Genomic DNA, 25,382 nt, shown 5'->3' with positions numbered 1-25,382 from the left:
TTTATCTGAACTAAAACACTGAAAATGAAAAATATAAATAAAACAATAAGAAAAGCAGTAACAATATGTTTAGCTGGATCGTTTTTTTTGATTTCTATTGACAGCATAGCGCAACGTCGTGTGGGCGGTGGCGGTGGCGGCGTTCACAGACCTAGCGGAGGAACTCAAAGACCTGCTGTAAACAGACCAGCCAATCAGTCACGACCTACAGTAAACAGGCCTGCAACAACAAGACCTGGCTCTAATGGTTCAGGAACCAAAGTTACCAGACCTGCTAATACCTCAAACACAAATATTAACATAAATAATTCTGTCAACAGAAATTCTGGTAATCGAAATTCTGGCAACATAAACAATTCAGGTAATAGAAATACGAATATAAGCGGCAATACCCGAAACGTTGACAGAAGCAGGGACATTACCATAAATAATAACAGAAATACTGTAGTTAGACGAAATACTGTTGTGTATGCTCGTCCTCCTTATGTATATGGCGGTTATCGATATCATGCTTATAACCCGTATTACTTTCATCCATACAGACCATTTTATTATGGTCCGGTTTGGCACCCGTGGGGATTTTTTGTTGCCACTTTAGCCGTAACAGCAATAGTTGTAAGTGTCGAAAGCACGCAGTATCATTACGATCAGGGAGTTTGGTACGCGCCTTCTAATGGAGGTTATACTGCGGTTCCTGCGCCAGTTGGAGGAACAGTAAACAATATTCCGAGTGGAGCGCAGACTGTTAATACAGGAACGGTCAACAATTATTATTACGGAGGAACTTATTATGAAAAGGACGGCAATACCTATAAAGTTGTGCCGCCAACAGCAGGAACGGTTGTTGACAATTTACCCGAAGGCGGTAAAGAAGTTACCATTGGCGATGTAAAATATGTGAAGTTTGGCGAAACCTACTATCAACCTGTAAAAGTTGATGGAAAAGACAAATACGAAGTGGTTTTAGTTGAAGAAGATAAATAACAAAATATATTTATTTTATTAATTCTATCAAACTAATATAACTTTAAAAGTTATTTTCATACTTTTGATTCAACTTATTGACAACCAATACAGCTCAAAAAACCATTACAATGAAAAATAAAACTTTTTGGATTTTCGCTATACTAACAATCTCCATAATTTCAATTACTTACGGTGTAACCAAATTAATTACGCCTAAACCAAAAGTAACCGAAGCGGCTTTAGATTGTCATGAAATTCCAAATACATCAGAACCATCGGCATTTAAACCTACAATTGAAAATAAAAATAAACCAGCAGGAAAAGCTCCTGAAGGAATGGTTTGGATTCCCGGCGGCGAATTCTCCATGGGAAGTAATGTTGCAGATGAAAGTTTATGCAGTTTATCTGGCGTAACAAAAGATGCTGCTCCTATTCATCGCGTGTATGTTGACGGTTATTATATGGATAAAACCGAAGTAACAAACGAAGAATATGAAAAGTTTGTAAAAGCTACGGGATACATTACCGTTGCAGAACAAAAGCCAACTAAAGAAGAATTTCCAACCGCTGCCGAAGAAGATTTAATTACAGGTTCTGTAATATTTACACCTACTCCATCAGCCGTAAATTTGAATAATTTTCTACAATGGTGGTCTTACGTTGGCGGAACGGACTGGAAACATCCGCTTGGACCTCAAAGTTCTATAAAAGGAAAAGAAAAGTACCCTGTTGTTCATATTACTTATGAAGATGCTGCAGCTTATGCAAAATGGGCAGGAAAAAGACTTCCAACAGAAGCTGAATGGGAATTTGCAGCCAGAGGCGGAAAAACAGGAGAAATCTACGCTTGGGGAAACACACTGAAACCAAACGGAAAATTTCAGGCTAATATCTATCAGGGACATTTCCCAATTAAAGATGGCGATACGGGAGAAGATGGTTTTAAAGGCATTGCTCCTGTCGCACAATTTGCTCCAAATGCTTACGGATTGTACGATGTTGCAGGAAACGTATGGGAATGGACAAACGATTGGTACAGCGTTGATTATTATAAAACATTAAGCGAAAGCGGAAAAACAGCCAGAAACCCGAAAGGACCGGATGCTTATAATGATCCTAACGATCCAACTCAAATAAAAAGAGTGCACCGCGGTGGTTCTTTTTTATGTACAGATCAATATTGTACCAGATATATGGTGGGAACCAGAGGAAAGGGCGAAATTAGATCTGCTGCCAATCATCTTGGTTTTAGATGTGTAAAAAGTATTTAAAAGATAAAAACGGTTATCTCAAATACATTAGACTCAATAAATCAGGTGTCCTTACAGGACACAATCAAAATCTTAATATTCTTGCTACCAACCAAATATTCCTAACGGAATAGTTTTTTTAAACTGAAAAGGCTCATTCCGTTAGGAATGTCTGATTGGTAGAAATTCAATTTGTTGAAAGATATACGTTCCGTAGGAACGTTTGACTATTAGAACAGATAATTCAATAAAAAACAGGAGGCTGTCTACAAAAACAGTCTCTTGTTTTATTATTTTCGATAGTAAAACCACAAATTTACTGCTAAAAAAAATGTCTATATTTGCTAAAAATAAAAAGAAATGCAACATATCATAGATCGTTTTATCAGTTATGTAACAATTGATACAGAATCAGATCCGAATTCAAAAACAACTCCAAGTACAGAAAAACAATGGAATCTTGCCAATAAATTAGTCGAAGAACTAAAAACAATTGGTTTAACAGATGTTACCATAGATGACAAAGCTTACATTATGGCAACTTTGCCAAGTAATGTTGATCATGAAGTCCCGACAATTGGATTTGTTTCTCATTTTGATACTTCGCCAGATTTTAGCGGGGCAAATGTAAAACCTCAGATTGTAGAGAATTACGACGGTAAAGATATTGTTTTGAATGCTGAAAAAAACATCGTTCTTTCTCCTAATTACTTTAAAGATTTATTACAATATAAAGGGCAGACAATCATTACAACCGACGGAACTACTTTGTTAGGTGCCGATGATAAAGCCGGAATTACCGAAATTGTTTCGGCAATGGAATACTTAATTCAGCATCCGGAAATTAAACACGGGAAAATCAGAATTGGTTTTACTCCCGACGAAGAAATTGGACGCGGTGCGCATCATTTTGATGTGGAAAAATTTGGCGCTCAATGGGCTTACACCATGGACGGAAGCCAGATTGGTGAATTAGAATATGAAAATTTTAATGCTGCCGGAGCTAAAATTACTTTTAAAGGAAAAAGCGTTCATCCTGGTTATGCAAAAGGAAAAATGATCAACTCGATGTTGATTGCAAATGAATTTATCAATGAACTTCCAAAAGGTGAAACGCCTCAGGAAACAAAAGGTTACGAAGGTTTTTTTCACGTTCATCATTTAACGGGAAGTATTGAAGAAACCGTTTTAGAATTAATTATCCGCGATCATAATAAAAGCAAATTTGAAAAACGTAAAGATTTAATTGGAAAAATTGCCAAAAAAATCAACAAGAAATTTGCGAAACAATTTGGTGAAGATATTGTAACTACTGAAGTTAGAGATCAGTATTACAATATGAAAGAAAAAGTACTTCCGGTGAAACATATTGTTGATATTGCCGAAAAAGCAATGCGAGAATTAAACATCAAACCAATCATAAAACCTATTCGCGGCGGTACTGACGGATCTCAATTATCATATATGGGATTACCTTGTCCGAATATTTTTGCCGGCGGACATAACTTCCACGGAAAATACGAATATGTTCCGGCAGAAAGCATTCAAAAAGCGACTGATGTTATTGTAAAAATTGCTGAACTTACAGCAATTCCGGGAATTTTTGATTCAAAAGAAAAACCTAAAAGAACAAGATAATTTGGAACCAGCTTCTGAAAATAAAGGCATGTGGAAATATAGTGGTCAATGGGAAGAAGAATTGCTTCTCCTAAAAGCTATTATTGACAAAACCGAACTGAAAGAAACCACAAAATGGGGCGGTCCGGTTTATGTTTATGAGAAAAAAAATGTTATTGGTTTAGGAGGTTTTAAAGATTATTTTGCGATTTGGTTTTTTAATGGAGTTTTCCTGAAAGATGAGAAAAAGAAACTTATCAATGCTCAGGAAGAAATTACAAAATCATTGCGTCAATGGCGTTTTGCTTCAAAAGAGGAAATAAACGAAAAAGAAATTTTAGAATATATCTTAGAAGCGATTGAAAATGAAAAGCAAGGCAAAATCATTAAACCTTCAAAAAAAGAAGTTATAGTTTCTGAACTTCTTAATGTAGAAATGGTTAAAAATCCAGCTTTGAAATCGGCTTTTGAAAAATTTAGTCCTTATAAACAATACGAGTTTTTAGAATATATTGAAACTGCGAAACAGGAAAAAACAAAACTTTCGAGAATTGAAAAAGTGATTCCGATGATTTTAGGGAATGTTGGGTTGAATGATAAATACAGGTAAAATTTAAAATTCCAATTTTTTAAAATTCCAAATTCCATCCCGATAGCTATCGGGACTGAGCGAAGTCGAAGAGCTTTCAAACTTATACGAGACCTTTGTCAAAGTTTAAAACTTTGACAAAGGTTTTCGCATTTTTGTCATTCCGAGGAACGAGGAATCTTCGTAAGTGGCTCGACAATCTATATCGCCAATCTTTGTAGAGTTCCTTGCGAAGATTCCTCGGAATGACAAGATTGCGGGTTATGCAATGCGTGATAAACATACGTGATAATCATCGTGAGATTGCTTCGTTCCTCGCAATGACATTTCAGGCGTTTAGCATAAACAAAAAAATCCCAAACTCCATTTGGAATTTGGGATTTTTAAATATTGTAATTTTAAAAAGCTTAAGCCTTTTTATTCAAAGCAGCGCTTAATTCTAAAGAAATAGCTGAACGCTCTAATTTTAATTTTCCTGACATAGTTTCGATTACTACAGTAGTTTCTGCTAATTCAGCAATTTTACCGTGGAAACCACTTTTAGTAACTATTTTATCACCTACTTTTAGGCTGCTTTCAAATTCTTTTTCGTTTTTTGCTCTTTTTTGCTGTGGTCTGATCATGAAGAAATAGATTACCACAAACATTAATAGAAATGGCGCAAATTGAGTTAATTGTCCCATAATTTAAATTCTGTTTTTGATTTATTATTAATATTTTTTTCTCTTCGACTTCGCTCAGAGTGACATTATTTTTTATTCAACTTTGTTCGATTCTAATCCGTCTTGGAATGCTCTTCGACTTCGCTCAGAGTGACACAAAGGTAATTGGAATTTGGAATTTTAAAATTGATTATTCTAAATTTTACATTAACCCTCTACCAACTTTTACCATCTTTTTATTAGCGGTAAGTTCTTTTACAAGGTTATCTAAAATTCCGTTGATAAAAATACTACTTTTTGGTGTAGAATACTCTTTTGCAATTTCTAAATATTCGTTAAGAGTTACTTTTACAGGAATTGAAGGGAATTTCAAGAATTCGCAAATTGCCATTTTCAGGATAATCGTATCGATTTCTGCAATCCTTTCACTGTCCCAGTTTGGCGTTTTATCGTCATATTCTTTTGCTAAAACAGCTTCGTTTAAAACTGTTCTTCTAAATAAATCTTTAGCAAAATCTTTATCCTCAACATCTTTATACAATTTAGGAACTCTAAAATCGTCTGGATCTTCGGTTTTAATTGCTTTTAATTGTTTAATGATATGTGTGTTTACAACCGGAATATCATCAACCCAAGTCAATTTATCATCCTCTAAATACTCGTATAATTTATCATTTGGAACAATAACCTCAGCAAATAAATCAGCAATAAATTGTTTGTCTTCTTCAAAAGTATTGACATTATTGCTCATGTATTTTTTGTACAAATCGCTTGCTTTAATATCATTTAAAAGCAAAATAATATAATCGTCGTTTAATGACCAGTTGTTGATTTTACGATTTTCTAAAGCGATGCTAAGGGAATTACTTTCGGCAAGAAGCTGAAAGATTTTGTTTTTGATGAACTTTTCGTTCGGATTACGTTCTGCTGCGGTAGCAAGATGTTTTTTGCTTGACAGATGCAAGAATACTGATTCTTTTTTGCAAATTTCAATCAATGAAGAAAGCATTATAAGATATAAGTCCTGAATATTATCAATACTATAAAAAAGAAATTTTTCTTCTTTTTCCATATTATCAGAACCGCTTTGGTGCATTGCATAAATGGATTGCATGACTTTAACGCGTATGTGTCTTCTATTTACCACCTTGTAAGAACATTTAAAAATTAGTCAGCAAAAGTATAACTTTTAAGGCATATTTTAAAATTAATTCGCAAAAAAGTAACAGTTTTTAGTCGCAGTTTGCAGTCGCAGTCTCAGTTTTCAATAATATATTAGGAATTGTATAAAAGTCGCAGTATACAGTCGCAGTATTTAGTGATTTAGAAGCTACACAAAAAAATCTCAGTCTGCAGTCGCAGTTTTCGGTATAATTGAAAACTGTGACTGCAAACTGAGACTGTAAACTATAAACTATAACTGTAAACTATAAAATATAAAAGATTACTTCTTAGCAGCGTTTTCAATTTTTCTCGCATCGATACGATTTTGAGCAATTGTAAGTGCAGCTTTGTGAGTTGTCATACCGTTTTTCACAGCATAATCGATAATTTCTAAAGTAGTATTGTAGATATTTTCGGTTTTAGCCATGATTTCAGCTTTACCATAATGCTCTAATTCAGCATAAACATTGATGATTCCACCAGCGTTGATCAAGAAATCAGGAGCATATAAAATTCCTCTTTCCTGTAATCTTGCACCGTGAACATTTTCATCCGCTAATTGGTTATTTGCTGCTCCAGCAATAACTTTAGCTTTAATTTTGTTTACTGTATCATCATTAATTGTTGCTCCCATTGCACAAGGCGCATAGATATCAACATCTGCTGTATATAAATCTTCACCTGTATAAATTGTAGCATTGTATTTTGAAGCAACCTGATATAATTTTTCTTCGTTAATATCAGTAATCGTTACCTGTGCTCCTTCTTTAGTTAAATACTCAACCAGAGTTTCACCCACGTGTCCAATTCCCTGAACCAAAACTTTTTTACCATCTAAAACATCAGAACCAAACTGACTTTTAGCAGCAGCTTTCATTCCTAAATAAACTCCGTAAGCTGTTACAGGAGAAGGATTTCCAGATCCGCCTCTTTCTTCAGAGATTCCAGTAACATAAGGTGTTACGTCTCTTACAGTGTCCATGTCTTTAGTTTCCATTCCAACATCTTCAGCTGTAATATATCTTCCGCTTAAAGAGTGAACAAACTCACCAAACTTACGCATTAATTCAGGAGTTTTCTGCGTTTTAGCATCACCAATAATTACCGCTTTTCCACCACCAATATTTAAACCGGTAATTGCAGATTTATAAGTCATACCTCTTGAAAGACGCAAAACATCGTTTAATGCTTCCCATTCCGTATTGTAATTCCACATTCTAGTACCTCCTAAAGCTGGCCCCATAACTGAATTATGAATACCAATAATTGCTTTTAAACCTGTATCTTTGTCATTGCAAAATACAATTTGTTCGTGATCGTCAAAAGATAATTGACCAAAAACAGGATCCATTTTTTGAAGTTCCTTTCCAGTTGCGAAAGTTGCATCCATAGCGTTACTATTTAGTTGTTTAAAATTATGAATTTGTCAAAAAGACAACTCAAACATAAACAAAAAATATACATGTGCTAATTTTTTATCTTTAAAATAACAATTATACAAAATATTTATTTTGATTAGATTGCATTTTATTATACTTTTAATTAAGAATAATTCATAAAATTAAATCAAGTCAATATTGAATCTCTTAAAAAAATGAAAGAATTAAGCTATTTAAACAAATATTTCATTAAATATAAATTCAGTTTTTCCTTCGGAATTTTAATCACCATAATCGCACAAATATTCTTTTTATTTACTCCAAAGCTGGTTAGCCATTCTTTTGATGTTATCGAAAAGTTTTTAAAACTATCCGATGCCGATAAAAAATCTTCTATGCTTGTAGACTTTTATCAGCAGGAATTAATTCATAACGTGCTCTTAATCACCGGAAGTGCAATTGTTGGAGGATTCTTAACTTTTTTAATGCGCCAGACTTTAATCGTAATGTCACGCCATATTGAGTTTGATTTAAAAAATGAGGTTTTTAGGCAATACGAAAACCTTTCTCAAAATTTCTACAAACAAAACCGTACGGGAGATTTAATGAACAGAATCAGTGAAGACGTTTCTAAAGTTCGTATGTATGTAGGCCCGGCGGTAATGTATACTATAAATACGTTTATTCGTTTTGCGATCGTACTATTATATATGTATAATGTTTCACCTTTGTTGACTTTATATACAATTTTACCATTGCCAATTTTGTCCTATTGTATTTTCAAATTAAGCTCAGAAATCAATAAACGAAGCACCACTTTTCAGCAGTATTTATCTAAGGTTTCGAGTTTTACTCAGGAAATATTTTCAGGAATCAGGGTTATAAAAGCTTATTCTTTAGAAAATCAGCATCAAAATAATATGGTAAATCTTTCGGATGAAAGTAAACGCAAGAGTTTAGATTTAGCCAAAGTTCAGTCGCTGTTTGGTCCTTTGATGATTGCCCTTATCGGAATTAGTAATTTAGTTGTAATTTATTTTGGAGGCGTAATGTACATCAACGGAACGATTCCGAATATTGGTACAATTGCCGAATTTATTTTATATGTAAATATGTTAACCTGGCCTGTTGCTTCACTTGGTTGGGTTTCGTCTATGGTGCAGGAAGCAGAGGCTTCTCAAAAACGTTTAAATGAGTTTTTGAAAATCGAACCGGAGATTAAAAACAACAATCAAAATTCATCAGACATACAAGGTTCAATTGCTTTTGAAAATGTAAGTTATACTTATGAAGATACTAATATTGAAGCTTTAAAAAATGTAAGTTTCACGGTAAAAAAAGGAGAAACGCTGGCGATTTTAGGAAAAACCGGTTCCGGAAAATCTACTATTTTATCTTTGATTTCACGCCTTTATGATGTTACTGATGGAAGGATTACAATTGATCAAAACGAAATCAGTTCTTTAAATTTAAATGATTTAAGAAACAGCATCGGAATTGTTCCTCAGGATGCTTTTTTGTTTTCGGATACTATTAAAAATAACATCAAATTCGGAAATCAAAATGCCACAGATGAAGAAGTTATTGAAGCTGCAAAAAATGCTGTTGTTCATGATAATATTATCGCATTTAACAAGCAGTACGACACTATTTTAGGAGAAAGAGGAATTACGCTTTCCGGCGGACAAAAGCAGCGTGTATCGATAGCTAGGGCCATTATTAAAAATCCGGCGATTTTACTTTTTGATGATTGTTTGTCTGCCGTTGATACCGAAACTGAGGAAACAATCCTACATAATTTGTTCGAATTTTGTAAGGATAAAACTACCATAATTGTCAGTCACCGAGTGTCTTCTGCCAAAAACGCTGATAAAATCATTATTTTAGAAGATGGCGAAATCATTCAACAAGGCTCTCATAATCAATTAATAAATCAGGAAGGTTACTACGCATCGTTATATTTAAAACAACTTTCGGAAAAAGAATTACTTTAATTGTTGCGTAATAGATAAATTTTTATGATTTTTGAGTACTATTAATTACCAAAAATGATAGAACGTATTATGAGAGAAAATGACATGTTAGAAAAAGAAGAGATTTTTTCTAAAGTATTACGAGCAGGAAGAAGAACTTATTTCTTTGATGTGAGAGCTACTAAAGCTGACGATTATTATATTACGATTACCGAAAGCAAAAAGTTTACAGAAGAAGATGGTTCTTTTCACTTTAAAAAACACAAAATTTATTTATACAAAGAAGATTTTAGTGCTTTTGCCGAAATACTAGAAGAAATGACTTCATACGTTTTGAACCACAAAGGTGAAGAAGTAATCTCTGAAAGACATCAAAAAGATTTTAAAAAAGAATACGGTTCTGATAAAGCTGAAACACCAAGATCTAGCTTTACTGATATTGATTTTGACGATATTTAATCTTATATAACTTTTCTAAAAGTTCAAGTCCAATATGTGCAGCATTTTTGGACTTTTTTTATATATTTAAGTTCTCGATTTTAGATTGTAGACTGTAGATTTTAGATTTTTATATTTTGGAATTTGGAATTTAAAATTTGGAATTTAAGATTATTAAATGCAATTCAACTATTTCAAAATGAAAAAATTACTTTTCTTATTTAGTTTCATTTTTATTACGTTTTCAGCATCTGCTCAAAAAACAGAATATGAAACAAAATCAAACATTCAATATTATTCTTCAGAAATAAATAAATCCGACAGTTACATTAACGAAAGATGTGTTCTGGATATTTATTATCCAAAAAACACAAAAGGCTTTGCTACAATTGTCTGGTTTCATGGTGGAGGTTTAACGGGCGGAAATAAAGAAATTCCTGAAGCTTTAAAAAATAAAGGTTTTGCCATTATTGGTGTAAATTACAGATTGTCTCCAAAAGCAAAAACGGTAAAAGCTATTGAAGATGCGGCGGCGGCTGTTGCCTGGGCATTTAATAATATCAGCAATTATGGCGGTGATTCTTCTTTAATATTTCTTTCTGGTCATTCTGCCGGAGGATATTTAGATATGATGATTGGTTTAGATAAAAAATGGCTACAAAAAGAAGGAATTGATGCTAATAAAATTGCTGGGCTTATTCCGTTTAGCGGACAATGTATTACGCATTTTGAAGTTAGACGAGAAAATGGAATTCCTGAAAAACAACCTACAATTGATGCTTTTGCGCCTTTGTATCACGTTCGCGCCGATGCTCCGCCGCTTTTATTAATTACCGGAGATCGTGAACTGGAAATGTTAGGCCGATATGAAGAAAACGCATACATGGCAAGAATGATGAAATTAGTTGGACACACGCATACTAAACTTTACGAATTAGACGGCTACGGCCATGGAATGACTGAACCTGGTTTTCCGCTATTGGTAAACGAAGTCAACCGAATTTTAAAAGAAAAACAAACTAAGAAATAAACATATAATTCCACGGCAATGGAAACACAACTTTTAATTTTACCTGGATTAGGAAATTCCGGAGAGAAACACTGGCAGACTTTTTGGCATGAAAAATTTAAAAATTCAATTCGTTTAGTTCAGGATAATTGGGACGAGCCTGTTCGCGAAGATTGGATTGCCCGCTTAAACGAAGCCGTTTCTAAATTAGAAAGTCCAACGATTTTAGTAGCGCACAGTCTTGCTGTTTCTTTAGTTTTACATTGGGCAGAAAGTAATTCGAATAAAAATATTATTGGTGCTTTATTAGTCGCTCCAGCCGATGTTGATTCACCAGAACATACTCCAGATATTATTAGAAATTTTTCTCCAATGCCGCTTTATAAATTGCCTTTTCCGTCGATTGTTGTGGCGAGCGAAAATGATCCGTATGCGTTATTCGAAAGAAAACAATATTTTGCAGAAAAATGGGGAAGTGATTTCGTAAACGTTGGTGAACAAGGCCACATTAACTCTGATTCTGATTTAAGATATTGGGAAGAAGGACAGTTGATTTTACAACAATTAATTACAAAAATAGATTCTAAAAACTAAAGCTTTGCATGCGAATTTAACCGCGAAGGTCGCGAAGATGTTACGCAAAGTTCGCAAAGTTCGCAAAGTTTTTTATTAAAAGTTTGCGAAATCTTTGATTTATTAAAGGTCACAAAGCTGGCACTTAAAGAATAATTCGTGTAAATTAGTGTAATTAGTGGCAAACTGAAAACTGGGACTGCGACTAAAATTTAACCGCAAAGGCCGCGAAGATGTTACGCAAAGTCCACAAAGTTTTTTATTAAAAGTTTGCGAAATCTTTGATTTATTAAAGGTCACAAAGCTGGAGTTAAAAAATAATTCGTGTAAATTAGTGTAATTCGTGGCAAAAATTAACTGCAAAATCAAAAATCCTTTTAATCCGTGAAATCTGTGGCTAAAAAAACTGTGACTGCGACTGAAAACTAAAAAACTACCCTATTCGAAGCCCATTAGGAATTTTAAAATCAGGAGCTAATAAAATAACATCTCCCTCCTCGCCTACAGCACCAAGAACCAGACATTCGCTCATAAATTTTCCGATTTGTTTTTTGGGGAAATTTACAACCGCGACAATTTGTCTGTTTAGTAAATCTTCTTTTTTGTATCGTTTTGTAATTTGTGCAGATGATTTTCTGATACCTATTTCGGCACCAAAATCTATTGTTAATTGAAATGCAGGTTTTCTGGCTTCGGGAAAATCATTTACTTCGATGATAGTTCCTACGCGCATATCTGTTCTTTCGAATTCGTTCCAGGTTAAATCCATTTTGAAAATTGTTTATTTACAAACCTATAAATTTTGTAAGTAATACAACTAATTCTATAACCTATTTTTTTTATACTAGGTTTAATTTTACTACACATGCATTAGTAACTAATTAGTAAAAAATATAAAAATGGAAAATAGTGTAATAAATGCCAATCCAACTCTAAGGGATTTAGATTTTGATATTCATCAATTAAATACAGATAAATTCATTGAAACTGCTAAAAACGTAAAGCTTTATGTAAAGGATTACGGAAAAGGAAAACCAGTTATTTTAATTCACGGATGGCCGCTTTCTAACGAAATGTGGGAATATCAGGTTGAATATTTGGTTAAAAATAATTACCGTGTAATTGCCTACGACCGCCGTGGTTTTGGTAAATCTTCACAGCCTTGGGAAGGATATGATTATGATACTTTAACAGATGATTTAAGCGAAATTATAAACCAGCTGGAATTAGAGAATGTGACTTTGGTTGGATTTTCTATGGGCGGCGGTGAAGTGGTTCGTTATTTTAGCAGATATCAGGGAAAAGGTGTTGCAAAAGCCGCTTTGATTTCGTCGATTATTCCTTTTTTATTAAAAACAGAAGATAATCCAGACGGACATCCAAGAGAAAAAAGTGAAACTACCGCAGCAGCAATCAAGGAAGACCGAATTGGATTTGTTGATAATTTTGGTAAGACATTCTTTGGCGTAAATATTATCAATAAACCGTTAAGCACAGCTTTATTAGAATATTACAGAATGCTTTGTTCTTTTGCTTCTCCACACGCAACTTTAAAATGTGCCGAATCTTTTTCTTTTACTGATTTTAGAGACGAATTAAGCACTATAACAGTTCCAACTTTAATTATTCACGGAAATGACGATAAAATCGTTCCTATCGATTTAACGTCTAAAAAAGCTTCTGAAGCTATTGCAAATAATACATACATTATTTACGAAGGCGCTCCGCATGGTTTGTTTTATACAGACAGAGACAAATTAAACGAAGATTTACTTGAATTTTTAAATTCATAAATAAGTTTAGCCACAGATTATACAGATTAAAAGGATTTTTTTCTGCAGATTAAAACTGTTTTAAAATTTTATAATCTTTTTAATTCGTGCAATCTGTGGCAAAAAAATACAATTCTTCCTGTGCTCTTTTTTATACAGAATTTAAAGGCTATTTTTGAGTATTAATTTCTGTAAAAATGGCACGCACTCCTTCAAATATGATTCCGCTTGGAACAATTGCTCCAGAATTTTATCTAAAAGATACGAATTCGAATAATACTTATTCGTTTGAAGATTTAAAAGGATCAAAAGGTACGCTTGTTATTTTTATGTGTAATCACTGCCCGTTTGTACTTCATGTTATTAATGAAATCGTGATGATCTCAAATGATTATCGTGTTCAGGGACTTGGTATTATTGCTATTTCAAGTAACGATATCGTGAAATATCCTCAGGATTCTCCAGAATTAATGACTGATTTTGCTTTACAGCATAAAATTGATTTCCCTTACTTATTTGATGAAACACAGGAAACAGCAAAAGCATACGATGCAGCCTGCACGCCCGATTTTTATTTATTCGATAATCAGGATAAATTGTTTTACAGAGGACAACTTGATGATTCAAGACCCGGAAACGGAATTCCGTTAAGCGGAACTGATTTAAGAAATGCAATTGATGCCTTAATTTACAACCGAATCTTGAATGAAATTCAGAAACCAAGCATTGGGTGTAATATCAAATGGAAATAAAATTTGTAAGAATCAAAAAACTTTACCTATCTTTGCAGATCATAATTAAAATCACTCATTGTGAACACTATAACAATATTTACAGTTTTTAGACCTGCGTTTTCTTGTAAGAGAAAATCGCTTTCGGCTGTATTTATTTCACATAGTAAGGCCTTTATTAATTAGGCCTCCGTCTATTTCAATTCTTCTTTCAGGCGGAGGATTTACATCGATTTAAACATTTACTTATTTGACAAAATTTAAGTTTTGGTCAGATACTTTTTTGTTTTTCAAACTAAATACTTTACACGCTTGTCTTTTTTTAAACAAGATGAGCGACAACTCGCTTTAGAAAGCATAAAAGAAGAAAAATCATTCAAATTCAATAACAATAAATTCAATATAGATATGAAACCAACACCCACTTTCTGTAAATCAGATTATCAATTTTTAAGGGAATTGATTTTAAAAAGTAAAAATTCAACAAATACTAAAGAAGCAAATCAGCTTTCGCAAGAATTAGACCGCGCTGTAATAAGCAAGGAAAGCGAACTCGACAACTCTGTTATCAGAATAAATTCTGTTGTAACAATTGAAGATGTAATAGCGAAGAAGCAAATGAAAGTTCAAATTGTTTTACCTTCATCCGCAGATATAAAGCAATCTAAAATTTCAATTCTGGCACCTTTAAGTGTTGCTATTATTGGTTTTAAAGAAAATGACGAAGTTGACTGGGAAATGCCGGCTGGTGTCAAAACTTTAAAAATTATCGCGGTAGACAATACGGCTGTACATCATTCCTAACTTTTTAAACACCTCATTTTGTGAAGGTGTTTTTTTATATCTATTTGAAAACAAAAAACCTGTTCAACAATTTGAACAGGTTTTTTGTTTTTTTTCTAAATACAAATTATAATTGCGAATGAATGTAATCTGTAATTGATGCCATTTGGGTTTCATCTAACTTCGCTTTTTTGCCCATTCTAACCAAAATTGGTCCCCATTCTTCTTTTGTGTATTTCTTTGGATCTTTCAATTTGTGGCATTTTGCACAATTGTTTTCATACAAATCTCTACCTGCTTCTAATTCAGGAGTTAATGCCACCGTTTTTGCAGGTTCGGCAGGAGTAGCAGCAACAGCTGGTGCTTTTTGAGTTCCGCAGGAAACCACAAATAAAGCAAGTGCTGCAAGGATTAAAATATTTTTCATTGTCTCTGGTTTTTATAGTAAATATAAAAAAAATCCCATTCGGCTTGCGAATGGGATTGCTATTTAAAACAATACTAAATTGCTTGTAAATCCTTATTTAACGTCCATTAATTCAACGTCAAAAATCAATGTTGCGTTTGGCGGGATAACTCCTCCAGCTCCAGATGGACCGTAAGCTAAATCAGATGGAATTACAAAACGAGCTTTGTCTCCAACTTGTAATAAAGCAATACCTTCGTCCCATCCTTCAATAACTTGTCCAACTCCTAATTTGAATTCGATTGGTTTTTTACGTGGGTAAGAAGAATCAAAAACTTTTCCGTTTTCTAAAGATCCTTCGTAGTGAACAGAAACTGTTTTTCCAGCTTCAGCTCTTTTACCTTCACCTTTTTGGATCATTTTGTAACGTAAACCGCTTTCTGTTTTATCAAAACCAGCTGCTAATTGTTCCATTTTTGCTTCAGATTCTGCTTTTAAAGCTGCTTCACGTTTAAGGCGAGCACCTTTTAAACCAATAAAAGCTTCAATAGCATTCCATTTTTGAGCTTCTTCTCCAACTCTGATGATTTCTAAAGTCTCTAAAGCATCACCTTGAGCAACAGCATCAACTACATCTTGTCCTTCTACAACGTGACCAAAAACACTATGTTTTCCGTCTAACCAAGGAGTTGGAACGTGTGTGATAAAAAATTGAGAACCATTACTTCCAGGTCCAGAATTTGCCATAGATAAAACTCCCGGACGATCGTGTTTTAAACTTGGATCAAATTCATCATCAAATTTGTAACCCGGATCTCCAGTTCCAGTTCCTTTAGGACAACCACCCTGAATCATAAAATCAGGAATTACTCTGTGAAAGTTTAATCCATCGTAGAATTTTTGTCCCTGAGGTTTTACTTTATTTTCCATATTTCCTTCTGCAAGAGCTACAAAATTCCCTACGGTTCCTGGTGTTAAGTCGTGTGTAAGTTTAACTAAAATCGAACCTTTGCTTGTGTTGAATTTAGCGTATATTCCGTTTTCCATGTTGTTATTTTTTAATTGAACGCAAATTTACAAATTAATTTTATATCAATTTGTGCTTTCTATTTTTTAGTCCCGACCTTTCGGGATGATTTATAAGTAAGTCCGTAAACGGCTAATGACAATGCAGATAAAACCATACAGCCAATTGTTACAGTATGCCATCCGCCCAGTTTCCACAATAATAATCCGTAGGCAGATCCCGCGGCAGTTCCTAAAAAGCTAAACGACATAAATACTGTATTTAGTCTGTTTCTTGCTTCTGGCAATAATGAATACACTCTGGTTTGGTTTGAAATATGAACGCCCTGAATTCCGATATCAATAAAGACAATTCCAATTGCAATTCCGATTACGCTTTCTATAGAAAAATAAAAAATCAAGAAACTTATCAGGATTAATAAACACCCGTAACCAACTGCAATTCTTGAATTTCCTTTGTCTCCAATTTTTCCAACCAAAGGCGCAGCCAAAGCTCCGGAAGCACCAACAATTCCGAATAAACCAATGGTGGCACTGTTAAAATGAAACAGTTCTCCAGAAAGCAGTAAAACCATTGTGGTCCAGAAAGCTCCAAACTGGGCAAAACTGAAAACGTTGATTGCTGTAGCTTCACGCAAAACCGGCTGTGTTTTTATAAGTGTAAATAAAGACTGAATCAATTGACCATAAGTTCCCTGAAATTGCGGTTTATTCACTGGGAATTTACTCTGAATGACAAAAAAGATTAAAAGACAAATTCCGGCTGCAATATAAAACATTGATCTCCAACCTAAAACTTCTCCAATAAAACCACTTAAAGTTCTGGAAAGCAAAATTCCGACTAATAAACCGCTCATAATAGTTCCGATAACTTTTCCTCGCTGTTCTGGCGTACTTAACGAAGCTGCTAAAGGCAAAATAAGCTGCGGTACAATCGAAGTGATTCCGATTAACAATGAAGCAATTTGTAAAATAAAAAAACTTTTTGCCGTTGCTGCAATAAGCAATGCAATTACAGAGGCAAAAGTGGTGATTAAAATCTGCTTTTTTCGTTCTAATTTATCACCAAGCGGCACCATAAAAAATAACCCAATAGCATAACCCGCCTGAGTTAAATATGTTATAGTTCCGGCGCTGGCTTCTGGAATTTTAAATTCATTGGCAATTAAAACAATTAAAGGCTGGCAGTAATAAAGATTTGCGACTATAAGACCAGTGCAAACTGCCATAAACAGGACGTTGGTTTTAGATAAATTCATTTTACAAAAATACCATCAATATTTATAATTAAAGTTATTTTTTTATAAAATCTGTCTAAATCTGCGTCTTCGCGATAGCGAATCCGTTTTATCAACGTCAATTTTTAGAACACTGATGACGCAGATTCGCTATCGCGAAGACGCGGATATTTACTGATTTTCTTTATTAATCTATTTCAAGAAGTCTTCTCTTGCCGGGCTAAAAACATCTGTAAGCATGCCGCTTTCTAAACAAACAACTCCATGAATGGCGTGAGGCGGGATATAAAAACTATCGCCTTCTTTTAAAGTTTGTGTAACTCCGCTTATGGTTACATCAAATTTTCCGCTTGCGATATACGTTACCTGAGAGTGGTAATGTTCGTGTAAAACACCAATTCCTCCGGTTTCAAAATGAACATTTACAAGCATAACTTTATCATCAAAAGCCAGGATTTTACGTTTGATTCCTTCACCAACTACTTCCCACTCTATTTCGTCTCCTTTTATAAATTCTTTGCTTGTTTTAATATTTTGCATGATTTTTAATTTTATTCTTACAAAAATAAGATATTTTGATGATTCGGTTTTAAATCAATTCTTTTGAAATAAAATCTGAACTTGTTTTAATGGATTTAAAAGAATCTCCAGCATAATTATTTTCCTGCTCAACAAAAAAGTGAATCATTCCGGATTGTTTTGCTTCTTTGAAAAAAGGTTTAAAATCAATTGATCCCGAACCTATTTCAGTATTTAAAGCCTGATTTGCTTTGTCCATGTCTTTTACATGCCACATTTTAAAACGTCCCGGATTTTCTTTAAATAATTTTAGCGGATCATTTCCCGAACGAACTACCCAATATAAATCTAATTCAAAATAAACCAGATTTTTATCAGTTTCATTTAATAAGATTTCATAACCCGTAACGCCATCATGTTTTTGAAATTCGAAATCATGATTGTGATACGCTAATTTTAACCCTGCTTCTTTGCACATTTTTGCAGCCTGATTCAAACGCAGCGCAATCTTTTTATAATCTTCAATTTTCCTAAAAGGTTCATCGATCCACGGAACGGTTAAAAATTCGTTTTTTAAAATCTTTGCGGCTTCAATTGCAGCAATTAATTCCGCTGTATTTCCGTCATATAAATAGCTTCCTAAATTATAATGTCCGCTAACCGCTTTTAACTTGTTATTGTCTAATATTTTTTTCAATTCAATTGGAGACAATCCCCAAAACTGATCTTTAATAGAAAATCCATACGTTTCTACATTTGTATATCCTGACGCAGCAACTTTTTCTAAAGTTTCTTTTACATTTTTCGGAAGTTCCTCACGCAATGTATATAACTGCAAACCAATTTCTTTTTTATTCATAGAAAATGCTAATGACGGTAAAGCCAGAACAGCCGTAGCAGCCAGACTTGTGTTTATAATAAAGTTTCTTCTTGTAACCATTTTGATCGAATTTTAGAAAAGTAAATCTACTATAAAAATTGATTCTCAAAATTATTTATAAAGTTTTGAAGCGCAATTTCTGTTTCTTCGTTTGTAATTTTCCCTTCAGCATCTATTTTTCCGCGAATGCCCTGAATTAAAAGTTGCGTATTATCGTCAAATTTGGCTTCAAGGGTTTTCATAATTAATAAAAGCTGTTCGTGTCCCATTTCTCCAGAAGCAGAAGCCGTAATTAATCCGACTTTTTTATTCGAAAAAATAGTGGTCGACACGCACCATTCTAAAGCATTCTTCAAACTTCCGGGCAGACTAAAAACATATTCCGGAGTACAGATTATAATTCCATCGGCCTTCATTATTTTATTTCTGAACAAACTTATTTCTTCAGGTGGATTCTCTGTATCTAAATCGGGATTAAAATGCGGAATTCGATCTAAATCTTCAAAAATTTCAACTTCAAAATCTGATTTTATATGTTCTGAAATATATTTTAGAATTTTAAAATTGCTTGAGTTTTTTCTTGTACTGCCTGTTATGGCAACTATTTTAATTGTCTTCATTTTTATTGAATAACTGAGATATCTTTTTTCATTGAATCAGATTCCTCAGTCAGGTTATTTTTTTTAAAAAAATTATCTAAGTCGGTTAATCTCTTTTTATTATCATATTGAATACATGAATTTAATTTTCTCTGGCAGACAGAGCACAATCGAATCGTACTTCTATCTGTTTCAGATAAACTGTTAGTACCATTCATTACACAATCAGCATTAATACAATGGTGTATTCCAAACATATGTCCAATTTCATGAGAACTCGTTTTGAGTAATCTTACCAAACACAAATCAAAATTTTCGGCAGTAAGTTTACCATCCTGAAATCTGTAAATAGAACTTACACCTACTTTATCTCTATAGGAAGCAAGTCCAAAAACATAATTCCATTCCGGTTTCGGATATAAATCCAATTCAGAAAGTCCCATCAATGCAATTCTATTCTCCGGTTTTTCTTCTTTTAATACATCATTTAAAAGATATCCTGCCAGTAATTGTTCATGACCTTCCGTAGACATTCTTCTTGCTGAATTTGGAACTATATCATTAGAAATTGGTTCTAATGTTTTTGTTTTTAATTGAAAAAAGAGTCCTAAATACTCATTAACAAGTTGAATCTGTTTCTTTTGCAGAGAATTAAAATTTCCAATCGGTTTTATATAAATAATATTCTCCTCTTTAGTCGGAACAATGTGCTTAGATCTATAATACTGTTCAAAAGTCTGTCCATCTTCAGGATGAGAAAACAGCCAATCTCCATAAGATGGTTTCGGCAATTTAACGTCATTTCTTTTAATGTCTTTAAAATAGGAAGCTTCTTCTGGAATTTGTTTTGAGGCTGGTTTTGAGATTTCTTTGGCTTTTTCTTTGTTACAAGCGCATAATAATATAAGAATGAAGAAGGTTATTTTTTTCATTTACGTTTTGGATATAATTAAAAAACCAATTTTAGATTAATTCCTTAAAAATAAACTTTTCATCATAATCAACTTCAAATTTTTCGAGAAAATTGATGTATTCCTCTTTAAAAGTTTTCTTTTTATGATGTTCTTCTTGATTCTCTATATAGTCAGCAACTGCACTTAATTGAGATTTACTATATGAAAATGCTCCATATCCTTCCTGCCATTCAAAATGAATGTTGGTAAATTTATTTTCGTTTATCCATTTTGATGAATTTTGCTTTATGCTTTTCATCAATTCAGATATTGATTGTGCGGGTCTTATTCCGATTAAAATATGAACATGGTCTGAAACACCATTGATTGCTAAGATCTTATGATTATTGTTTTTAATAATTCCTGAAATGTATTTATATAAATCATTTTTCCAGTTTTTATGTATAGCCGCTTGTCTATATTTTACAGCAAAAACAAAATGAATGTGGATTTGGGTGTAGGTATTTGCCATGATTTTGTGTAGTCCCTACGGGACATTTTTTCTTAAATATTTTTTTTCTACCGATATATTATTCCTAGCGGAATATTTTTTGATAGTTTTCAAATATATAAAAAAGAAAGAATATTCTTTCTTTTTATTTCAATAGAAATGTATAGCCCCTAACGGGACATTTGAACGTATATCTAACATTATTTCTACCGATATCTTATCCCTAAAGGGATATCTTTTTGATAGTTTTCAAATACAAACAAAAAAATATTCGTTTCATTATTATTTATTTTTAAGATATAGTCCCTAACTGGACATTTGAATTCTCATCCATCTTTATTCTACCGATATTATGTTCCTAGCGGAACTTTTTAGCATAATTCTATTTTAATAAACTCCAATTAAAATCAATACAATATCCCGTTAGGGATAAAATATCGGTAGAAAAAAATATCGGTAAGTTTTTTTGTCCCGTAGGGACTATACATCTAGACAAAGAATAGAATATTGATGGTTTTATATAGCCCATAAAAACAATATATGCAAAAACAAATTGTTCCGTTAGGAACAAAATATCGATAGAAAATTTTGCATCGACATGATTTTTTGTCCCGTAGGGACTATACCTATTACATCTTCATTTTTAACTTCGTATCTTTGCCCAAATTATTGAAGAAAAAATGAGAATTGACATTGTTACACTTTTACCTGAATTATTAAGAAGCCCTTTTGAGGCATCGATTATGAAACGTGCCATTGATAAAGGCTTGGTCGAAGTACATTTTCATAATCTTCGCGACTACAGCACTAATAAGCAAAAAAGTGTAGACGATTATCCTTTTGGCGGCGGCGCAGGAATGGTAATGACAATTCAGCCTATTGATGATTGTATTACGCATCTTAAAAGTCAGCGTGAGTATGACGAGGTAATTTATATGTCTCCCGACGGTGAAACTTTAAACCAAAAAATGGCCAACAAAATGTCAATGTACGAAAACATTATCATTTTATGCGGACATTATAAAGGTGTTGACCAGCGTGTTAGAGATCATTTTATTACTAAGGAAATTTCGATTGGAGATTACGTTTTATCTGGCGGAGAATTGGGCGCATTAGTTTTATCAGATGCATTAATTCGTTTAATCCCTGGTGTTTTAAGCGATGAAACCTCAGCGTTGACAGATAGTTTTCAGGACAATTTACTATCAGGACCAATATATACAAGACCTGCGGATTATAAAGGATGGAAAGTTCCGGAAGTTTTAACCAGCGGACATTTTGCCAAAATTGACAAATGGCGCGAAGATAAAGCCTACGAACATACAAAAAACAGACGTCCGGATTTACTTGAATAAATTCCAAATTTTTAAAATTCCAAATTCCAATTAATCAACTAGTTAAGAAATTGGAATTTGGAATTTATTTTATTTGGAATTTTATTTTTTTTAACTACATTTGCACCCGAATTAGACTAACCTCTGGCGAGATCCGTGAATGTTACTCTATTAAACTATAATAATAAAATTATCATGGCAGATTTATTAAAATTCGTTCAAACCGAATTCGTTGCTAAAAAAGATTTCCCTGAATTTGGAGCTGGAGATACTATCACAGTTTTCTACGAAATTAAAGAGGGTGAAAAAACAAGAACTCAGTTTTTTAAAGGAGTTGTTATTCAAAGAAGAGGCTCTGGTAACACAGAAACTTTCACGATTCGTAAAATGTCTGGAGCTATTGGAGTTGAGCGTATCTTCCCAGTAAACTTACCAGCTTTACAAAAAATCGAAATCAACAAAAAAGGTGCAGTTCGTAGAGCTAGAATTTTCTACTTCAGAGAACTTACTGGTAAAAAAGCTAAGATTAAAGATAAAAGAAGATAATCATTTATCAATCTGTTATAAAAAACTCGTTTCATACTATTTGAAACGAGTTTTTTTTATGACTCTATTTTAACCAATATCAAAACCGTAATTTTTTAATATCAAAATCATCGATTTAGCAATTTTACGAAATCGTATTAGCAATCTGATAATTTAAGCAATTATCAGGAAAACTAAACCGTTTTCGGACTGTTTTTATTATATTTGCTCCGCTCATTTTGAGCCAGCTCATACCTTTTACATCGCCATTCTTTGACGACACGATTATAAAAAAAAAAAAAATGACACAGAATTCAAAAATTTTTTACACCTTAACTGATGAGGCGCCTTTATTAGCGACTTATTCTTTATTACCTATTGTTCAGGCTTTTACTTCAACAGCTGGTATTGCTATTGAAACTAGAGACATCTCTTTGGCAGGAAGAATTTTATCTAATTTTCCTGAGTCTTTAACAGATGCTCAAAAAACAGTAGATGCTCTTGCTGAATTGGGTCAATTAGCAACAAAACCAGAAGCTAACATCATCAAATTACCAAACATTTCAGCATCTGTACCACAATTAAAAGCTGCTATTGCTGAATTACAATCTCACGGTTACAACGTTCCTAATTTCCCGGAAGATCCGCAAAACGATGCTGAAAAGGAAATTAAAGCAAAATATGCAAAAGTATTAGGTTCTGCTGTAAACCCTGTTTTACGTGAAGGAAACTCTGATCGTAGAGCGCCAAGAGCCGTTAAAAACTTTGCAAAAGCAAATCCACACTCAATGGGTGCATGGTCTGCTGATTCAAAAACTAAAGTGGCTTCAATGCCAAACGGTGATTTTTACGGAAGTGAGCAGTCACTTACTGTTGCTGAAGCAAATGATGTAAAAATCGAATTTGTTGCAAAAGACGGAACTACAACTGTTTTAAAAGCAAGCACACCGCTTAAAGCTGGAGAAATCATCGACAGCTCTGTTTTAAGTGTAAAAAAATTAAAAGCTTTTGCTGCCGATGCTATTGCAGAAGCTAAAAAAGAAGGAGTTTTACTTTCTGTGCATTTGAAAGCTACAATGATGAAAGTTTCAGATCCAATTATCTTTGGCGCTATCGTTGAAGTATATTTTGCTGATCTTTTCAAAAAATACGAAACTTTATTTGCAGAATTAAATATTGATACAAGAAATGGTTTAGGTGATATCTACGCAAAAATTGCTGGAAGACCTGAACAAGCTGAAGTTGAAGCTGACATTACAAAAGCGATCGAAAACGGACCAGCTTTAGCAATGGTTAATTCTGATAAAGGAATTACAAACTTACACGTTCCATCTGATGTTATTGTTGATGCTTCAATGCCGGCAATGATCCGTACTTCTGGACAAATGTGGAATAAAGATGGTAAGGCACAAGATACAATTGCAGTTATTCCAGACCGTTCTTATTCTGGTATTTATACAGCAACAATTGATTTCTGTAAAAAACATGGTGCTTTTGATCCTAAAACAATGGGAAGTGTTCCTAACGTTGGATTAATGGCTCAAAAAGCAGAAGAATACGGATCTCACGATAAAACTTTCCAAATACAAGGTGATGGTATTGTTCGTGTTGTTGATGCAAACGGAACTGTTTTAATGGAACAAAACGTTGAAACAAACGATATTTTCAGAATGTGTCAGGCAAAAGATGCTCCTATTCAGGACTGGGTTAAACTAGCTGTAAACAGAGCTCGTTTATCTCATACTCCGGCTGTTTTCTGGTTAGACGAAAACAGAGCGCATGACAGAGAATTGATCGTAAAAGTTCAAAAATACCTTAAAGATTACGATACTACAAACTTAGATATCCGTATTTTAAACCCGGTTGCTGCGACTGAATTTACTTTAGACAGAATCATCAAAGGTTTAGATACTATTTCTGTAACAGGAAACGTTTTACGTGATTACCTAACAGATTTATTCCCAATTTTAGAACTTGGAACTTCTGCAAAAATGTTATCTATTGTTCCGTTAATGAACGGTGGTGGATTGTTCGAAACTGGCGCTGGAGGATCTGCTCCAAAACACGTTGAGCAATTTACAGAAGAAGGATATTTACGTTGGGATTCATTAGGAGAATTCTTAGCTCTTGGTGCTTCATTAGAGCATTTAGGACAAACTTTAGACAATTCTAAATCTATTGTTTTAGCTGAAACTCTTGACGAAGCAAACGATAAATTCTTGGCAAACGATAAATCTCCAGCTCGTAAAGTTGGACAAATTGATAACCGTGGTTCTCACTTTTACCTTGCATTTTACTGGGCTCAGGCTTTAGCTGCTCAAAATAAAGATGCAGAATTAAAAGCGATCTTTACTCCTATTGCTGCAGAATTTGAAGCAAACGAAGCTAAAATCGATGCAGAATTAATTGGTGCACAAGGAAAAGCTCAAAACATTGGCGGATACTATCAGCCAACTCCTGAGTTAGTAAGCAAAGCTATGCGTCCTAGTGAAACATTCAATGCAATTATTGCAAAAATAAAATAAGAAATGCACGCTGTGTATTT

At 33.5% G+C, this 25,382-nt stretch carries 26 protein-coding genes; 14 read left to right on the top strand and 12 right to left on the bottom strand.

Features of this window, described 5'->3' with window-relative positions:
- Positions 1-24 precede the first annotated feature (24 nt).
- The 4 genes from APR43_RS18810 to APR43_RS18795 all read left to right on the top strand — a co-directional run bounded on the left by APR43_RS18810 (position 25) and on the right by APR43_RS18795 (position 4,443).
- Positions 25-984 carry a DUF6515 family protein gene (locus APR43_RS18810; RefSeq protein ID WP_053471034.1) on the top strand — a complete coding sequence of 320 codons (960 nt, stop codon included), beginning with the start codon at positions 25-27 and terminating at the stop codon, positions 982-984.
- A gap of 110 nt (positions 985-1,094) precedes the next feature.
- Positions 1,095-2,237 (top strand): formylglycine-generating enzyme family protein, encoded by a 1,143-nt coding sequence (locus APR43_RS18805; protein WP_053471183.1) that lies wholly within the window; start codon positions 1,095-1,097, stop codon positions 2,235-2,237.
- A gap of 339 nt (positions 2,238-2,576) precedes the next feature.
- Entirely contained in the window at positions 2,577-3,854 is a 1,278-nt protein-coding gene (gene pepT / locus APR43_RS18800; RefSeq protein ID WP_053471035.1) for a peptidase T, read from the top strand.
- Between the two features lie 28 nt (positions 3,855-3,882).
- Positions 3,883-4,443 (top strand): YdeI/OmpD-associated family protein, encoded by a 561-nt coding sequence (locus tag APR43_RS18795; protein ID WP_205720338.1) that lies wholly within the window; start codon positions 3,883-3,885, stop codon positions 4,441-4,443.
- A 386-nt stretch (positions 4,444-4,829) separates the two neighbouring features.
- On the opposite strand, the gene yajC is transcribed toward APR43_RS18795, so the two are convergent.
- From yajC to APR43_RS18780, 3 genes are all read right to left on the bottom strand, one after another.
- Entirely contained in the window at positions 4,830-5,105 is a 276-nt protein-coding gene (yajC, locus tag APR43_RS18790) for a preprotein translocase subunit YajC (protein ID WP_053471036.1), read from the bottom strand.
- A gap of 181 nt (positions 5,106-5,286) precedes the next feature.
- On the bottom strand, positions 5,287-6,198 hold the full coding sequence (nusB, locus tag APR43_RS18785) for a transcription antitermination factor NusB (RefSeq protein WP_053471037.1): 912 nt from the start codon (positions 6,196-6,198) through the stop codon (positions 5,287-5,289).
- Between the two features lie 330 nt (positions 6,199-6,528).
- Complete coding sequence (locus APR43_RS18780) at positions 6,529-7,638, bottom strand: Glu/Leu/Phe/Val family dehydrogenase (RefSeq protein WP_053471038.1); 1,110 nt, start codon at positions 7,636-7,638, stop codon at positions 6,529-6,531.
- A 204-nt stretch (positions 7,639-7,842) separates the two neighbouring features.
- Here APR43_RS18780 and APR43_RS18775 point away from each other — a divergent pair, with 204 nt between their 5' ends.
- From APR43_RS18775 to APR43_RS18760, 4 genes are all read left to right on the top strand, one after another.
- The gene (locus APR43_RS18775; RefSeq protein ID WP_053471039.1) at positions 7,843-9,621 is read left to right on the top strand and encodes an ABC transporter ATP-binding protein; all 1,779 of its coding nucleotides are present in this window, start codon (positions 7,843-7,845) and stop codon (positions 9,619-9,621) included.
- Positions 9,622-9,690: 69 nt separating this feature from the next.
- Entirely contained in the window at positions 9,691-10,059 is a 369-nt protein-coding gene (locus tag APR43_RS18770) for a PUR family DNA/RNA-binding protein (RefSeq protein ID WP_053471040.1), read from the top strand.
- Positions 10,060-10,237: 178 nt separating this feature from the next.
- Positions 10,238-11,068 (top strand): alpha/beta hydrolase, encoded by an 831-nt coding sequence (locus APR43_RS18765; protein ID WP_053471185.1) that lies wholly within the window; start codon positions 10,238-10,240, stop codon positions 11,066-11,068.
- An 18-nt stretch (positions 11,069-11,086) separates the two neighbouring features.
- Positions 11,087-11,641, top strand: coding sequence for an RBBP9/YdeN family alpha/beta hydrolase (locus APR43_RS18760; RefSeq protein ID WP_053471041.1), 555 nt, complete (start codon positions 11,087-11,089; stop codon positions 11,639-11,641).
- A 412-nt stretch (positions 11,642-12,053) separates the two neighbouring features.
- Here the strand turns inward: APR43_RS18760 and APR43_RS18755 are convergent, their stop codons facing one another.
- Positions 12,054-12,389 carry a tRNA-binding protein gene (locus APR43_RS18755; protein ID WP_053471042.1) on the bottom strand — a complete coding sequence of 112 codons (336 nt, stop codon included), beginning with the start codon at positions 12,387-12,389 and terminating at the stop codon, positions 12,054-12,056.
- Between the two features lie 130 nt (positions 12,390-12,519).
- Here APR43_RS18755 and APR43_RS18750 point away from each other — a divergent pair, with 130 nt between their 5' ends.
- The 3 genes from APR43_RS18750 (at position 12,520) to APR43_RS18740 (ending at position 14,927) form a co-directional block, all read left to right on the top strand.
- On the top strand, positions 12,520-13,413 hold the full coding sequence (locus APR43_RS18750) for an alpha/beta fold hydrolase (RefSeq protein WP_053471043.1): 894 nt from the start codon (positions 12,520-12,522) through the stop codon (positions 13,411-13,413).
- A gap of 176 nt (positions 13,414-13,589) precedes the next feature.
- Entirely contained in the window at positions 13,590-14,144 is a 555-nt protein-coding gene (locus APR43_RS18745; protein ID WP_053471044.1) for a thioredoxin family protein, read from the top strand.
- A 387-nt stretch (positions 14,145-14,531) separates the two neighbouring features.
- On the top strand, positions 14,532-14,927 hold the full coding sequence (locus APR43_RS18740; RefSeq protein WP_053471186.1) for a GreA/GreB family elongation factor: 396 nt from the start codon (positions 14,532-14,534) through the stop codon (positions 14,925-14,927).
- A 106-nt stretch (positions 14,928-15,033) separates the two neighbouring features.
- Here APR43_RS18740 and APR43_RS18735 read toward each other — a convergent pair whose 3' ends face one another.
- The 8 genes from APR43_RS18735 to tnpA form a co-directional block, all read right to left on the bottom strand.
- Positions 15,034-15,333, bottom strand: a complete 300-nt coding sequence (locus APR43_RS18735) for a c-type cytochrome (RefSeq protein WP_053471045.1) — start codon at positions 15,331-15,333, stop codon at positions 15,034-15,036.
- A gap of 93 nt (positions 15,334-15,426) precedes the next feature.
- Entirely contained in the window at positions 15,427-16,359 is a 933-nt protein-coding gene (locus tag APR43_RS18730; RefSeq protein WP_053471046.1) for a peptidylprolyl isomerase, read from the bottom strand.
- 59 nt (positions 16,360-16,418) lie between these two features.
- Entirely contained in the window at positions 16,419-17,567 is a 1,149-nt protein-coding gene (locus APR43_RS18725) for an MFS transporter (protein WP_240514973.1), read from the bottom strand.
- 201 nt (positions 17,568-17,768) lie between these two features.
- Positions 17,769-18,116 (bottom strand): cupin domain-containing protein, encoded by a 348-nt coding sequence (locus tag APR43_RS18720; protein WP_053471048.1) that lies wholly within the window; start codon positions 18,114-18,116, stop codon positions 17,769-17,771.
- 49 nt (positions 18,117-18,165) lie between these two features.
- Positions 18,166-19,035, bottom strand: a complete 870-nt coding sequence (locus APR43_RS18715) for a sugar phosphate isomerase/epimerase family protein (RefSeq protein WP_053471049.1) — start codon at positions 19,033-19,035, stop codon at positions 18,166-18,168.
- Positions 19,036-19,064: 29 nt separating this feature from the next.
- Positions 19,065-19,595: an NADPH-dependent FMN reductase gene (locus APR43_RS18710; RefSeq protein ID WP_053471050.1), complete on the bottom strand. Its 531-nt coding sequence runs from the start codon at positions 19,593-19,595 to the stop codon at positions 19,065-19,067.
- Between the two features lie 2 nt (positions 19,596-19,597).
- Complete coding sequence (locus APR43_RS18705) at positions 19,598-20,506, bottom strand: archaemetzincin (RefSeq protein ID WP_053471051.1); 909 nt, start codon at positions 20,504-20,506, stop codon at positions 19,598-19,600.
- Between the two features lie 31 nt (positions 20,507-20,537).
- Positions 20,538-20,999, bottom strand: coding sequence for an IS200/IS605 family transposase (tnpA, locus tag APR43_RS18700; protein WP_053471052.1), 462 nt, complete (start codon positions 20,997-20,999; stop codon positions 20,538-20,540).
- 659 nt (positions 21,000-21,658) lie between these two features.
- On the opposite strand from tnpA, the gene trmD reads away from it, so the two are divergent.
- From trmD to APR43_RS18685, 3 genes are all read left to right on the top strand, one after another.
- Positions 21,659-22,333 (top strand): tRNA (guanosine(37)-N1)-methyltransferase TrmD, encoded by a 675-nt coding sequence (gene trmD, locus APR43_RS18695; RefSeq protein WP_053471053.1) that lies wholly within the window; start codon positions 21,659-21,661, stop codon positions 22,331-22,333.
- 174 nt (positions 22,334-22,507) lie between these two features.
- Positions 22,508-22,858 carry a 50S ribosomal protein L19 gene (gene rplS / locus APR43_RS18690; protein WP_053471187.1) on the top strand — a complete coding sequence of 117 codons (351 nt, stop codon included), beginning with the start codon at positions 22,508-22,510 and terminating at the stop codon, positions 22,856-22,858.
- A gap of 281 nt (positions 22,859-23,139) precedes the next feature.
- Positions 23,140-25,362 (top strand): NADP-dependent isocitrate dehydrogenase, encoded by a 2,223-nt coding sequence (locus APR43_RS18685; RefSeq protein WP_053471054.1) that lies wholly within the window; start codon positions 23,140-23,142, stop codon positions 25,360-25,362.
- The last annotated feature ends 20 nt before the right edge of the window (positions 25,363-25,382 follow it).

This window comes from Flavobacterium sp. NLM, assembly GCF_002210235.1.
Taxonomy (GTDB): Bacteria; Bacteroidota; Bacteroidia; order Flavobacteriales; family Flavobacteriaceae; genus Flavobacterium; species Flavobacterium panici.
This window is presented reverse-complemented; position numbering and strand designations above follow the sequence as displayed.